General features: G+C 59.6%; 12 protein-coding genes. 3 read left to right on the forward strand and 9 right to left on the reverse strand.

The window, feature by feature from the left end; all coding sequences use genetic code 11:
- Nucleotides 1-102: 102 nt before the first annotated feature.
- Nucleotides 103-1434 (reverse strand): tyrosine-type recombinase/integrase, encoded by a 1332-nt coding sequence (locus ACQ4W0_RS04390; RefSeq protein WP_436575660.1) that lies wholly within the window; start codon nucleotides 1432-1434, stop codon nucleotides 103-105.
- Nucleotides 1435-1877: 443 nt separating this feature from the next.
- Complete coding sequence (locus ACQ4W0_RS04395; protein ID WP_436575661.1) at nucleotides 1878-2321, reverse strand: response regulator; 444 nt, start codon at nucleotides 2319-2321, stop codon at nucleotides 1878-1880.
- 291 nt (nucleotides 2322-2612) lie between these two features.
- On the opposite strand from ACQ4W0_RS04395, the gene ACQ4W0_RS04400 reads away from it, so the two are divergent.
- Nucleotides 2613-4733 (forward strand): TonB-dependent receptor family protein, encoded by a 2121-nt coding sequence (locus ACQ4W0_RS04400; RefSeq protein ID WP_436575662.1) that lies wholly within the window; start codon nucleotides 2613-2615, stop codon nucleotides 4731-4733.
- Between the two features lie 17 nt (nucleotides 4734-4750).
- Here ACQ4W0_RS04400 and ACQ4W0_RS04405 read toward each other — a convergent pair whose 3' ends face one another.
- Nucleotides 4751-4915: a hypothetical protein gene (locus ACQ4W0_RS04405; RefSeq protein WP_436575663.1), complete on the reverse strand. Its 165-nt coding sequence runs from the start codon at nucleotides 4913-4915 to the stop codon at nucleotides 4751-4753.
- 146 nt (nucleotides 4916-5061) lie between these two features.
- Between ACQ4W0_RS04405 and ACQ4W0_RS04410 the strand changes: the two genes are divergently transcribed.
- Both ACQ4W0_RS04410 and ACQ4W0_RS04415 read left to right on the forward strand, forming a co-directional pair.
- On the forward strand, nucleotides 5062-5721 hold the full coding sequence (locus ACQ4W0_RS04410) for an FxDxF family PEP-CTERM protein (RefSeq protein ID WP_436575664.1): 660 nt from the start codon (nucleotides 5062-5064) through the stop codon (nucleotides 5719-5721).
- A gap of 258 nt (nucleotides 5722-5979) precedes the next feature.
- Entirely contained in the window at nucleotides 5980-6429 is a 450-nt protein-coding gene (locus ACQ4W0_RS04415) for a hypothetical protein (RefSeq protein ID WP_436575665.1), read from the forward strand.
- Nucleotides 6430-6783: 354 nt separating this feature from the next.
- Here the strand turns inward: ACQ4W0_RS04415 and ACQ4W0_RS04420 are convergent, their stop codons facing one another.
- The 6 genes from ACQ4W0_RS04420 to dusA form a co-directional block, all read right to left on the reverse strand.
- Complete coding sequence (locus ACQ4W0_RS04420; protein ID WP_436575666.1) at nucleotides 6784-7167, reverse strand: hypothetical protein; 384 nt, start codon at nucleotides 7165-7167, stop codon at nucleotides 6784-6786.
- 158 nt (nucleotides 7168-7325) lie between these two features.
- Nucleotides 7326-7898 (reverse strand): hypothetical protein, encoded by a 573-nt coding sequence (locus tag ACQ4W0_RS04425; RefSeq protein WP_436575667.1) that lies wholly within the window; start codon nucleotides 7896-7898, stop codon nucleotides 7326-7328.
- A gap of 168 nt (nucleotides 7899-8066) precedes the next feature.
- Nucleotides 8067-8414 (reverse strand): energy transducer TonB, encoded by a 348-nt coding sequence (locus tag ACQ4W0_RS04430; RefSeq protein ID WP_034760455.1) that lies wholly within the window; start codon nucleotides 8412-8414, stop codon nucleotides 8067-8069.
- A 120-nt stretch (nucleotides 8415-8534) separates the two neighbouring features.
- Entirely contained in the window at nucleotides 8535-10289 is a 1755-nt protein-coding gene (locus ACQ4W0_RS04435; protein WP_436575668.1) for a methyl-accepting chemotaxis protein, read from the reverse strand.
- 517 nt (nucleotides 10290-10806) lie between these two features.
- A complete protein-coding gene (locus ACQ4W0_RS04440; RefSeq protein ID WP_436575669.1) occupies nucleotides 10807-11271 on the reverse strand; it encodes a hypothetical protein in 465 nt (154 codons plus the stop codon).
- Complete coding sequence (gene dusA, locus ACQ4W0_RS04445; protein ID WP_436575670.1) at nucleotides 11271-12272, reverse strand: tRNA dihydrouridine(20/20a) synthase DusA; 1002 nt, start codon at nucleotides 12270-12272, stop codon at nucleotides 11271-11273. The genes ACQ4W0_RS04440 and dusA overlap by 1 nt, the downstream gene beginning before the upstream one ends.
- Nucleotides 12273-12611 lie beyond the last annotated feature (339 nt).

Raw genomic sequence — 12611 nt, forward strand, 5'->3', positions numbered from 1 at the left:
TCGAGGCATCAATCTTCAAATCGGGGCATCAGACAGGCCGTCGAAGTTTCCGGCTTTTCTCCCCGTCGGGATAGACTGATGCTTTAACTTTGCCTGATATCGTCAGGCGGCGGCCACCACTCGCAAGCCCGGCGTGACTGGTACAAAATCGATTCCCGCCTGTTCCAGCATCCAGCCTTCAATCTTGACGTGCCACATGCGCAGCAGGTCGAGCGGGCGGCGGCGATAGTGCTTCTCGGCTATGGCGCTCGGCTTGTGTCCCATGACTTGCGCCACCACGCCCGCCGGTGTCTCGGTCCATTCCGCCAGTGAGCCAAACGAACGGCGCAAGCCATGCAAGGTAAGGTCAGGCAGTCCGGCGGCAATCAATGCGCGCTTGTGCCCTGGCGTTGGCTCTGCAAGCTGTCCATTCGCAGACGTGGGGCTTGAGAACACCCATTCATTGCGGCGCGGCAGCGCGGCCAGCAGGTGCGCCACATAGGGGCATAGCGGTATCGTGCGCTCCCCTTCCACCTTGTCACGAATGGTTATACTCAGCCATTGAAAATCCACGTCTTCCCAGCGCAGCGCGGCAAGCTCCCGGCGGCGTGCGCCAGTGAGCAACAAGGCTTGCAGGTATGCCGATTGCACGGCGTTCCCCATTTCACGCACGGCCTTGAACCACGGCGCAAGCTGCTCGCGTTGCAGACTGTCGCCCTCCTTCGCGTTCTTGCTGGGCATTTCGTCGCGTACCTGTTGCGCTTTGCAAGCGCCAGCAGGCACCAGCCCGGCATATTCCGCTTGTGATTCGCACCAGTTGACGAACACGGATAACAGTCGGAAAGACAAGGCGGCTTGTGTTGGTCGGGTTTCGGCTTCCTTGGCAAGCCACGCGCCGATATGCTTGCCGGTTAGGTCGGACAAGCGCACGTCGAGCAATGACGCCAGCGGCCCCGGCTCGGTCAAGCCCTTGCCCCGGACCTTTTGCACGCCACCGGCACGCACGACGTTTTCATGGTCGCGTATGTGCCACTCACTCCACCGTTTGCGGCGTGATTCGACATACAGCGGCCACACCATGCCAAGCGTGAGCGTTTCGTGCCTGTCTTGAATGTGCTTTGCTTCGACTGCGGCTTGCCTGGCGTCGCGGGCGGCTTGCTCGGCTTCCAGTCCTGCGGACTTCACCTGGCGCGGGTCTTGGCCGTTGTCGATGATGACTTTCAAGCGGCGGGCTTCGGCTTGCGCTTCCAGAATGGACCATGTGCCAGGCGCGCCGATGGTTACACGTATCGCCTGCCCGTTCAACTTGGCTTGGAACATGTAAGACTTGGCCCCGTTCGCTGTCGACCGAAGTCCCAAGCCGGGCGCTTCACTGTCCCACAGGAAGGATTGGCTCTTGCCATCCTCGCACTTGAAGGCAGCCACCCGGCCAGCCGTGAATTTTACTTTTGCCATCGTTGAGCGCCTCCCCGTGTAACCCATGTAACCGCTATGTAACCCGGTTTCGAGTATACCAATCAACTATCGGGAACGCAAATCAACAACATGAAATACTTAAGTCATTGATTTTTATGGAATCACGGGAATTTACGAGCGTTAATCAACATCAATAAATGGCATTTATTCAGGATTGTGATTCCTGTTGTCGTGGGTTCGAGCCCCATCAGCCACCCCACAGAATTAGTGGTAAATTAAAGGGTTACACGCTTCGGCTTGTAATCCTTTTTTCATTCCAGCACACATGCATGAGGCAACGTTAGCCCTCTCCTCCCGCAGCATGTCCGGCGAAGGCAATCCCAGCTTCGACACCATTTTGAAGGTGACGCATGCACTCGGTTTGCAATTTCGCGCAGCAGCGCTGAACACTTGATCACCGATCAGCCGAGACAGCCGAAAGACTACCCCGCCAGCACCGACTGCACCGTCGTCGCCAGGTCTTCCAGGCGCACGGGTTTGACGAGGAAGTGGCGGAAGCCGACGGCCAGCGCGTCGTCCATGTACATGGGCAGGCTGTGGCCAGTGACGGCGATCAGCACGGCGTTGGCCGTCTCGGGATGCTGGTGCAGGCGGCGGCCGATTTCGATGCCGCTGATGCCGGGCATCTCGATGTCGAGGTAGACGGCGTCGGGCACGCATAGCTTGACTTGCTCAACGGCCATCTGCCAGTTGCGCACCACCACCGCATGGTGACCCAGCGCTTCGAGCAGCATGGCCAGCGATTCGCCCACTTCCTGATTGTCGTCGACCACCAGCAGATTCAATTTGCGCGCAGCGGTTGGCTGGTCGCCCTGGCGGCGTTCCACGGAGGAATTGCCTGGTGTCGTTTCAGTTGTCTGGCTCATTGTATCTTCACGTCTGACGGCTGCAAAAACGCGAGTATACAAGAAGCACGCGCAATGCCGCCGCACCCGAGCAATGCTGCCAAGCGGCAATCCTGGCGCTCCCCTGTACCGCGCCAGCAACACTTCTCCGCCTCCTGTCAGGCGAATCTCATCCTACGCAGTTGTCGCAATTGACGGAATAAATGAGAATAATTATCATTACTACCCCCCCCTTGCGCCGGATGTCCACGCCACGCTGTTGTCGCGTTGCCTGACCGCCCGCGCAGATATTGTCATTACGGAGATCCATGCATGGCCGCCACACTTTCCCCACTGCCCTTTTCGCTGCGCCCGTGCGCGCTGGCCATTGCCCTCGCCTGCCTGGGCGCTTCCCTTGCCGCGCAGGCACAGGATGCCAATACAGCCAATACGGCCGATAACGCGGGCCCCATCCTCGAATCCATCCAGGTCAGCAGCAACCTGCTGGGCACCAGCATGGCCGCCAGTACGAAAAATTTCGCCGGCGCCCGCACGGTGGTGCAAAAAGACGATATCGAGAATTCGGGCGCATCCAGCCTCAGCGACGTGATGCGCCGCATACCCGGCGTGCAGATCAGCGACAACTCGGGCAGCGCCGGCAGCGCCATCTCCCTGAATATCGGCGTGCGGGGTCTGGCCGGTCGCTATTCGCCACGCAGCACGGTATTGCTCGATGGCATCCCGATGTCGGTCGCGCCATATGGCCAGCCGCAGTTGTCGTTCGCACCCGTCAGCCTGGCCAATGTCGAGACTGTCGACGTGGTGCGCGGCGGCGGCGCCGTGCGCTTCGGCCCGCAAAACGTGGGCGGCATCATCAACTTCAAGACGCGCCGCGTGCCCACCACACAAGGCATCACGGGCGACGCCAGCGTGCGCTATAACGCGTACAGCGAAGTGGGCCACAACACGCAGGCCAGCGTGTTTGCCGGCACTCAGCTCGACAGCGGCTTGGGCCTGGCGGTGCTGTACTCGGGCATCCGCGGCAGCGACTGGCGCGTGGGCAGCGATGAAAAAGTCAACGATTTCGCCCTCAAATTCCGCTACGACCTGAGCCCGACAGCCGAGGTGTACGGCAAGCTGTCCTACTACGACGTGACGTCGCGCACGCCGGGCGGCCTGACCGCCGCCCAGTACAAGGCGGACCCGTTCCAGAACACGCGCCCCACCGACTACTGGAGCGGCGAGCGCAAGGCCTTCGACATCGGCTACCTGAATGCCCTGTCCGGCACGCAGGAATTCGAAGTACGTGCCTATTACAACAAGAGTTCGCGCGAAAGCACCCTGATCAGCGCCAACCTGAAAGGCCTGGGCCACCAGCCGCGCAACTATGAAACGACGGCCATCGAGCCCCGCTACACGCAGCGCTTCATCACGGGCAGGGTGTCGCAGGACGTCACCGTCGGCTACCGCTACCTGGCCGAGCGTGCCGATGAAACGATCTACAACGTGGTCATCGCCAGCGGCGTGCAGCAGGCGCCGACGCGCTTTGCCGACAATGCCACCGATGCACAGGCCGTGTATATCGATGACAAGATCGCCATCGGCGCCTGGCGCATCACGCCGGGCGTGCGCTATGAACACATCAAGACGGAACGCTACAACCACTTGCCGGTCGACCAGAAGATCGAGTTGCTCAACAACAAGGCCCTGCCCTCGCTGAACGTGGCTTACTTGCTTAACAACAACGTCACCCTGTTCAGCAACTACAACAGCTCGTTTGGCGCCGTGCAAAACACGCAGCTCAATGCGCAGTCAAGCAAGAATCCGCTGCAGCCGGAGCTGGCAAAAACAGCCGAGCTGGGCGCGCGCTGGAAGAGCGGTCAGCTGTCGGCCGAAGCAACCTTGTTCAACATCAAGTTCGACAACCAGATCCAGTCCGTCGGCAGCGGCGAGAACGTCGTTTTCTACAACGTGGGCGCCACGCATCACCGGGGCCTGGAAACGGCCATCGATTATCATTTCGACCAATCCGGCTCGTTGGCCGGCTTGAATGCCTACGCCACCTACACCTACACCAAGGCCACCTTGCAAGATGGCGTAAATGCAGGCAATGACGTGCCCTTCTATTCGCGCACCACGGACACCGTCGGCGCCCACTACCAGCTGGGCGCCTGGGGTTTCGACCTGTCGAGCAGCCATCAGAGCCGCCAGTTCGCCGATGAAGCCAACACCGCGGCGGAAAATCCGGCCGGCAACCTGGGCATCATTCCCGGCTTTCGCACTTGGAACACGCAAGTGAAATGGAAAGTACCGGGCCAGCACGGCCTGGAACTGGTCGCCGGCGTCAACAACCTCAGCGACAAGCGCTATTTCACGCGCACGTCGGACGGCAACCTGGGTAAGTTGGTGGGCGCACCGCGCATGGCCTACCTGCAAGGCCGGCTGGCGTTCTAGTCCCGCGCACGGCCCAACTATCGCATCGATAGCTGGGCGAGCACGCCGGCGGCACGCGAAAAACCTGCATCGTTGTTGTTACGCTGCAGGTTTTTTAACGCCCTGATGTCACAAAAATACTCTGGTGCAAGCAGCATCATGGCCGCGTTCGCCTTGCGGCACGCCTGCAATTGATTCACCATGGAAATTAATGCAATTATGAACACAAATGATTTCACAATTACAAATATTTTTATCGTAAATCAGTACTTTCGGTGAGTTTTAGTGATATTCTTTAAATGTCATTTAGGAAATTAAATTAACTTTTAAATAATGTAACGGAACCCACATGAAAATGCCTGCTACCCTCTTCAAGATCGCCGCACTGGCCTCCCTGATCACTGCCGGCGGCGCCAACGCCGCGACCGAACTCGTGGTCAATGGCAGCTTCGAAAGCAACGCCATCAGCACGCCGTTCGCGCAATTGAGCGCCGTGACCGGCTGGACCTCGTCCGTCAGCGGCAATACGGCCTTTGAAATCCAGAAGGGCGCCACGCAAGGCGGCCAGAGCGGCTTCAACCCCGTCGCCGCTGCCGGCACGCAATACCTGGAACTCAACGCCGAGCGCCTGACGTCCGTGTCGCAATCGCTCACCACCACGGCCGGCGGCACGTATGCGCTGTCGTTTGCGTATTCGGGCCGCCCGGATACGCCAGGCGGCGCAAGCAGCCTGATGAATGTCTACTGGGGTTCGACCCTGCTCACGCCAACGGCACTGGTCGGCACCACCACCGGCGTGTGGAAAACCTACAGCCAGAACGTGACCGCGCTCGGTTCGTCCACCTTGCTGCGCTTCGAATCGATCGGCCCGGTCTCCGCGCCGACCTATGGTTCCTACCTGGACAACGTTTCGGTGACGACTGCCGTGCCGGAACCGGAAAGCTACGCCATGATGCTGCTGGGCCTGGGCTTGCTGGGTTTCATGGCACGCCGCAAGACTGCCGCCTGAGTCTGAGCCATCGTCGCGCAACAGCCGCCCGGCCAATTGGCCGGGCGGCTTTTTTCATGGGTAAACGAGGGCATCATATTAGGAAATGTTGCCAAGAAGAATTAAATTGACGCTACAATAGCGGGGTATCAAGCAATGCCAAGCATCGCTCCGCCAGGGCCCCTACCCCGCCCTGATCATCAGCACGCATTTTTTGAACAGGATGACTGGCGCTACCGGGCACGTTTGCGCTCCCGGCACGGCCACCACACACGCACCATGTCTGTAGAAAAACCCATCACCGAAACCAGCTCCTACGGCAAGGATACGCCCGTGGGACGCCCTGACATCGATGGCCGCGCCGGCATTTTCGTGCCCACGGCGGCATTTGACATCAACAACACCACCACCATCCGCAAGGGCGCGGGCATTGTCGGCTTCGGCAATCTCGATGGCAGCCTGACCGTGTATTTCGAAGCGAACCGTTTCGACGAAAGCAATCTGCACAAATGGGAGCACAAGGCGCGCAAGGCGTATGACCGCATGGTCATGGGCGCGCCCACGGTGTCAAAGGCGAAGATCGATGCGCGCATGCTGGAACAGGTGGGCATCATCGATGGCGTGGGCATCAATCTCAAGCATCCGGAACGCCTGACACACTGGCTGGCGATCTCGAACGTGCCAGACACGGCGCCGGAAGAGCCGGTAGTGCGCTGGAAAAATCGCTAGACCGCTGGAAAGCGTGGCTGGGCCCCAGGCACGAGGTGTTGTCCTACATCGCGGCGGACATTCATCCGATGCCCGATAGCATCCACTGAACCTATGATGAAAGCCTGACCACCTATTCCACACCCTCAGGAGTACGACATGTCCCGCCTCATCCCGATCAGCTTTGGCGCCTTGCAAATAGGTCTGGCAGCGGCGGCGATGTATATCCTGTGCTCGGCGGACGTGCTGCACCAGGGTTCCGTGTATTTCCACTGATTCAGCTTCCCGGCGGCGCCCGCAAATGACAATGCGCGCCGTGCTTCGTATTTCACGAAGCACGGCGCGCATTATGGCGTCACATGCTGCAGGGCGCGTCTAGCGGCGACCGTAATAGCGTCCATGCCCGCCCCAGCCGCCACGATGCCCACCGTAGCGTCCAAAACCAAACATGAAGTCCAGCCCGATCGATACGGGTGGATTGTAATAATACGGCTGCGGCGCATACACGGGTGCCGGCACGTACACAGGTTGCTGCACGTACACAGGCTGCTGCTGCACGTAGACGGGCTCATTCGTGTATTCCACGCGCGGTTCGCTCATCACACGTCCCGACTGCACCGGTTCGGACGAGACCGTACGCCATTCATAGGGATTGTAGGCCGCCTGTGGCGCGCGCGAACCGTAATACGCGGGCCCAGGTGGGGCCACAACGCAGCCGCCCAGGGCGGCCAGCGAAATTACTGCCAACAGGGTTTTCATTGCAATTCTCCTCTGGTACTCATTCTTTACCACTTAATTAAGTACTATAAGAAATTACGCCGCGCTTTGCTGTGCTTTTACCGATTGTTACACCCCGAAGCACGCTGCAACATGAAGTGTGGCAATGGCGCCACAAGCGGCCAGCGTGGCATGTTTCCTCAAATAAAGGGAATCGCGCAGGTATCGATGACCTTGCCGGCAGCATCATAACGCTGCACGCACACCTGGTAGCGCACGCCGTAATCGAGCTCGACCTGCTCGACCTTGCCATACTTCAATTTCCAGCTGGGCTGCACTTGTTGCCTGCCAGCCAGCGCGGCCACATCCTGGGGAATCGCCATCGCCGTTTGCATCTCGCCCTGGCGCGCATCCTGGCGTCGCGCCACATCGATGGAGACGTTCAACGCCAGGTCCACGCCGCCGTCCGCATAGCTCAGCGTGGGCGCGCTGCGCTGCGCCCGCATCACGCCCCAGGCGCAAGGCTTGCCGTCCGCCTGGCATTGCTTCAATTGCGCCAGCGGAAAATATTCAGGAGCAATCTTGCCATCCTTGATAGGCCAGCTGGTGCGCACGCCGTCGCGCTTGCCCGTCAGGGGATTGTCCCAGCTCAGGCTATTCACGACAGCCACGGTCTGCCCCGCCTGCAAGCCCGCAGGCGTGCCCAGCGACGCGCAGGCGGAAAGCAGCAAGCCGGTGGCGGCCAGGGAGGAAAGTGTCAGGATGCGCTGCATGGTAAGCCTCTTGTGGTGAGAGAACCCGAAGGTATGTTTCGAGGGTAACAGAATCGGCGGCGACAGCGCCGTTGGCTGGCACACATAACAGAACGGGCGGCACCCTTGCAGGCGCCGCCCGTAGCGGATACGGCCATGCCGGGAGCGACGCTCCCGGCGATACGTGGATCAGTCCAGCTTCCAGGCGTAATCGACCTTGGTCCAGGTTTGCGCTGCGGCGCCATCCTTGGTGCCCGGCTTGAACTTGCATGCGGACAAGGCCTTGATGGCGGCCTTGTCCAGGTTCTTGAAGCCGCTACTCTTCTCGACTTTCGAATCGGCAACGCTGCCATCGGCATTCACCAGGAAGGACATCGACACGGTGCCCTGCTCTTCGTTCATCAGCGAGGCTTTTGGATAGTCGGCCTTGCAGTTCTTGGCATCGAACGACGCCGGCACCTCGGCCGCGAAGGCGGCGGAAGAAACGGAAACCAGCAAAGCTGCTGCAACACTCATCAAACGCTTATTCTCAAACATGTGCTTCCCCATGATTATCAGATACGGTAATTACAATTTCTTGCCTGCCAAGAAGACAGATGCTGCCGGGATGTCAATCCCCCGGTGCCAGCACCATGCCTCCGTCATGCCGCCGGGTGCTTAAAACTCTTCCCACTCGTCATTGCTGCTGGCCGCTGCCGCCTTGCGTGGCGCCGCAGCCGCTGCGGGAGCGGTCGCTTCGGCCTTGCGGGTCAGCGACTTCACCGGGCGCAATACCGGCGCCGGCTTGCGCACGGCCACTGGTGCGGCAGCCACGGGTACCGGCACATACGCTGCCGGCTTCTCTTCGCCCTCGACCAGTTTGAAGATGCTGACCACGTGGGCCAGTTCGGCCGCCTGGTCTTGCAGGCTTTGCGCCGCAGCGGCCGCCTGCTCCACCAGCGCCGCATTTTGCTGCGTCATGCCATCCATCTCGATGATCGACAGATTGACCTGTTCGATGCCGGCGCTTTGTTCCTGGCTGGCACTGGCGATCTCGCTCATGATGTCGGTAACGCGGCGCACGCTGTCGACCACTTCGCCCATCGTCACGCCAGCCTGACCCACCAGGCGCGTACCGCGTTCCGTCTTCTCGGCCGAATCGTCGATGAGGATCTTGATTTCTTTCGCGGCGCCAGCGGAACGCTGGGCCAGGTTGCGCACTTCCGAGGCCACCACGGCAAAGCCGCGGCCTTGCTCGCCGGCACGCGCCGCTTCCACGGCCGCATTCAGCGCCAGGATGTTGGTCTGGAAGGCGATGCCATCGATGACACCGATGATGTCGACAATTTTCTTCGCCGATTCATTGATCGAGCTCATGGTGTCAACCACTTGCGACACCACGGAGCCGCCCTTCAAGGCCACGTCCGAAGCGGTGGCGGCCAGCTTGTTGGCTTCCCGCGCATTGTCCGCATTCTGTTTCACGGTCGAGGTCAGCTCTTCCATGGCAGACGCCGTTTTTTCCAGCGCGCTCGCCTGCATTTCCGTGCGCGACGACAAGTCGATATTGCCGTCGGCGATCTCGCGCGACGCCGTGCCTATGGTTTCCGTGCCCACGCGTACCTGGCCGACGATGCCCACCAGGCTGTCGCGCATTTCCTTCATTTCCGCCAGCAGACTGGACGTATCGGAAGGCTGGGTGTGGATGCCGATCGACAAGTCGCCATTGGCGATGCTGCCGGCGATCGATGCCGTGTAATCAGGCTCGCCGCCCAGCTGTTTCAGCAGGCCGCGGGTAATCACCAGTGCCGCCGCCACGCCCATCGCCACGGCCAGTACGCCGAGGATGATCATGAACAGGCGCGCGCTGTCGAACGCCTTGCGGGCATCCGATTGCATCTGCTCGTTCAACTTGTCTTCCAGGGCGGCCAGTTGCTCCAGCGCTTCCATCCATTTTTTCTGTACCGGGCGGATTTCCTTGATCATCACGCGCGTGGCGCCTTCGGCATCGTTGGCCATCCACAGTGCCGACGCCTTGGCGATGGCCGGCATGGCTGCCGCCTCGTATTCCTTGATCGAAGCGAGCAAGGTCTTTTCTTCGGCAGTCGACTCGACAGCGAATTTCTCTTCGAGCTTCTTCTGCGTTTCCTGATAGGTGCTGGTCTGCGTCTTGATACGCGCCATTTCCGGCTCCATATCGCTGGCGTCGGTCATCAGGGTGAGGATGCGCAGCGAGGTGATGCGGTCGCTGACGTTGCCACGCATGTCGATCACCAGGCGGGTGACGACATTGTTGACATTAATCACGTGGTCGAGACGTTCCTGGATTTGCGCCATGCGCGCGATGCCGAGGACGGTCACGGCCACCAGCAGAACCAGTACCAGGGCGAATCCCAGGCCCAGGCGGGTACCAACCTTCATTTTTGCTAAATTCATTTCGGCTCTTCGTAAATGAAACTATTGATAAGAATTTTTGCCCGGCACGACAAGACGAAGGCCGCGGGACTCCGGTATCCGCCCTTACCCACTGGTATGCTGGCGGTCTCCGGCCGCACGCAGCCTGGGGTACTTCCTGGTCTACAACAGCCCTGAAAACGCCAGTGACTGCGAATGCAAATTTGTTCCACATACTGAATTTCTGACACCGTTGATGTGAGATCAACATCAAACATTCATATGAGAAATATTTGTCTATAATCAATTATAGGTGTAAATTTTGCCTCAAAGCAAGCAATAAGTACTTGAATAAATGCCTGATTAACTTTCTTCGGGGAAATGGCAACAACGCCGTTTCTTGCCCCCTAGAAATGCCCCACGACAGTGCGGGCGTGCGCCGAAACAGCGCATTTACAACACATGGCATAGCCAGTGACATCGTTTGTGGAGAGGTGTTGAGGGGAAGGGTCGTGCGGACAATACCACTGCGCCGGGGCAACAGTATAGACAAGTTGGATCAGCGGTCCCAGCTGCAATGCATTACATAAGCGTGGCACTCTGTGCCAAAGACAAAGACGCTCCAGATGGCGCCCAATTGACCAGCCAGGCTGCGCTGGCCCGATGATACCAGTTGATACCAGTGCGGCTCGCTGCCCAGCAGCTCGGCCAGTTCGCGCTCGAAACCGTCGAACAAACGCGCGTCGAGCGGCTGCCGGTCCGCCTCGCTCATCGGCAGCAAGCGCTCGAGCAGCCACTGGCGCGGCGTACACAAGGCGCCGCTGCACACGACCGTCACGATAGGTTGCAGGCGCAAGCCATCCGGCGCTATCTCCAGCGCGCGGCACAGCGCGTCAAAGGACGCCTGCGGCGCCAGCGCGCCCAGATACGAACACCTGAAGAGACTGCCATCGTCCTTGAGCGCGCTGACGGCCAGCAGATAGCCGTCAATCTGGCGCGCAAGGCCGTGGCAGTCGCTGCTCATCAGGCAGGCAGCGACAATCGCGCCGCCGCTTCCAGCAGCAAGCGCGGGTCGCCCGAGGCCAGCTTCTTCGAATCGGACAGGGTCTGGCGGAAGCCGCGCGCGCCGGGCAGGTTTTGCATCAGGCCCAGCATATGGCGCGTGATGCTGTTCAGCTTTAGCCGCCCCGCCTCTTTCTCCAGCTGCGCACTAATATAGGGGATCATCGCTTCGAGCACTTGCTCGCGCGTCTTCACGGGTGTGTCGTCGCCATAATAGCGCTGGTCGAACTGCGCCATCACGTACGGGTTGTGATACGCCTCGCGGCCCAGCATCACGCCATCGAGGTGCTGCAAATGCAGGTCGATTTCAGCCAGCGTCTTGATGCCGCCGTTGATAATGAACTCGAATTGTGGAAAATCACGCTTCAAACGGTAGGCATAGTCATACTTGAGGGGCGGCACTTCACGGTTTTCCTTCGGACTCAGGCCTTTCAGGATGGCGTTACGCGCATGCACGATAAACGTCTTGCAGCCGGCCTCGGCCACGGTGCCGACGAAATCGCGCACGAAGTCATACGACTCGCTGTCGTCGATGCCGATGCGGTGCTTCACCGTGACGTCGATGTCGACCACGTCGCGCATGGCTTTCACGCAGTCGGCCACCAGTTGCGGCTCGGCCATCAGGCAGGCGCCAAACGCGCCTTTTTGCACGCGCTCGGACGGGCAGCCGCAATTGAGGTTGATTTCGTCATAGCCCCATTGCTGGCCCAGTTTCGCGCTGGTGGCTAGGTCCTTTGGGTCGCTGCCGCCCAGCTGCAGCGCCACCGGGTGCTCTTCCTCGTTGAAGCGCAAATGGCGTTCCACGTCGCCGTACACCAGCGCGCCCGTCGTCACCATCTCGGTGTACAGCCAGGTGTGGCGCGTGATTTCGCGGTGGAACTTGCGGCAATGGCGGTCGCTCCAGTCCATCATCGGGGCAACACTCAGTATCCTCTTGTTTTTAATGGCTTTTTTTTCGATCATTTTTTTAATGTGCAGTTATATGTGCACACCATATACACATGAGGTTGTTAGTTGGAGCATAGTCCGGGCATAAGTCAACACAGAGAGATTGCACACATAGTTGCTATCACGCAACCTTCAAGCGGTAAGCGGTGCATACAAGTACGAAAAGACGGAATATATCGCGGGGAGATTTTCACGCTCAAACGTAACGCACAAGCATGGGCGCCTCAAGTGGCGGTACAAGCAGAACACATTTGCGAGCGACTACCAGCCAGTTGCAGATCATTGCAGTGTAGGAAATCTAATAGATGGCTACACCCAAGAGTGTAACATGGGCGGGAAGACCAAACAGCCCCC

It is taken from the genome of Janthinobacterium breve (genome assembly GCF_051380895.1).
Lineage (GTDB): Bacteria > Pseudomonadota > Gammaproteobacteria > Burkholderiales > Burkholderiaceae_D > Janthinobacterium.

Coding starts and splice junctions, on each gene's coding strand:
- ACQ4W0_RS04390 (WP_436575660.1), bottom strand. CDS start 1,434: ATGGCAAAAGTAAAATTCACGGCTGGCCGGGTGGCTGCCTTCAAGTGC.
- ACQ4W0_RS04395 (WP_436575661.1), bottom strand. CDS start 2,321: ATGAGCCAGACAACTGAAACGACACCAGGCAATTCCTCCGTGGAACGC.
- ACQ4W0_RS04400 (WP_436575662.1), top strand. CDS start 2,613: ATGGCCGCCACACTTTCCCCACTGCCCTTTTCGCTGCGCCCGTGCGCG.
- ACQ4W0_RS04405 (WP_436575663.1), bottom strand. CDS start 4,915: ATGGTGAATCAATTGCAGGCGTGCCGCAAGGCGAACGCGGCCATGATG.
- ACQ4W0_RS04410 (WP_436575664.1), top strand. CDS start 5,062: ATGAAAATGCCTGCTACCCTCTTCAAGATCGCCGCACTGGCCTCCCTG.
- ACQ4W0_RS04415 (WP_436575665.1), top strand. CDS start 5,980: ATGTCTGTAGAAAAACCCATCACCGAAACCAGCTCCTACGGCAAGGAT.
- ACQ4W0_RS04420 (WP_436575666.1), bottom strand. CDS start 7,167: ATGAAAACCCTGTTGGCAGTAATTTCGCTGGCCGCCCTGGGCGGCTGC.
- ACQ4W0_RS04425 (WP_436575667.1), bottom strand. CDS start 7,898: ATGCAGCGCATCCTGACACTTTCCTCCCTGGCCGCCACCGGCTTGCTG.
- ACQ4W0_RS04430 (WP_034760455.1), bottom strand. CDS start 8,414: ATGTTTGAGAATAAGCGTTTGATGAGTGTTGCAGCAGCTTTGCTGGTT.
- ACQ4W0_RS04435 (WP_436575668.1), bottom strand. CDS start 10,289: ATGAATTTAGCAAAAATGAAGGTTGGTACCCGCCTGGGCCTGGGATTC.
- ACQ4W0_RS04440 (WP_436575669.1), bottom strand. CDS start 11,271: ATGAGCAGCGACTGCCACGGCCTTGCGCGCCAGATTGACGGCTATCTG.
- dusA (WP_436575670.1), bottom strand. CDS start 12,272: ATGATCGAAAAAAAAGCCATTAAAAACAAGAGGATACTGAGTGTTGCC.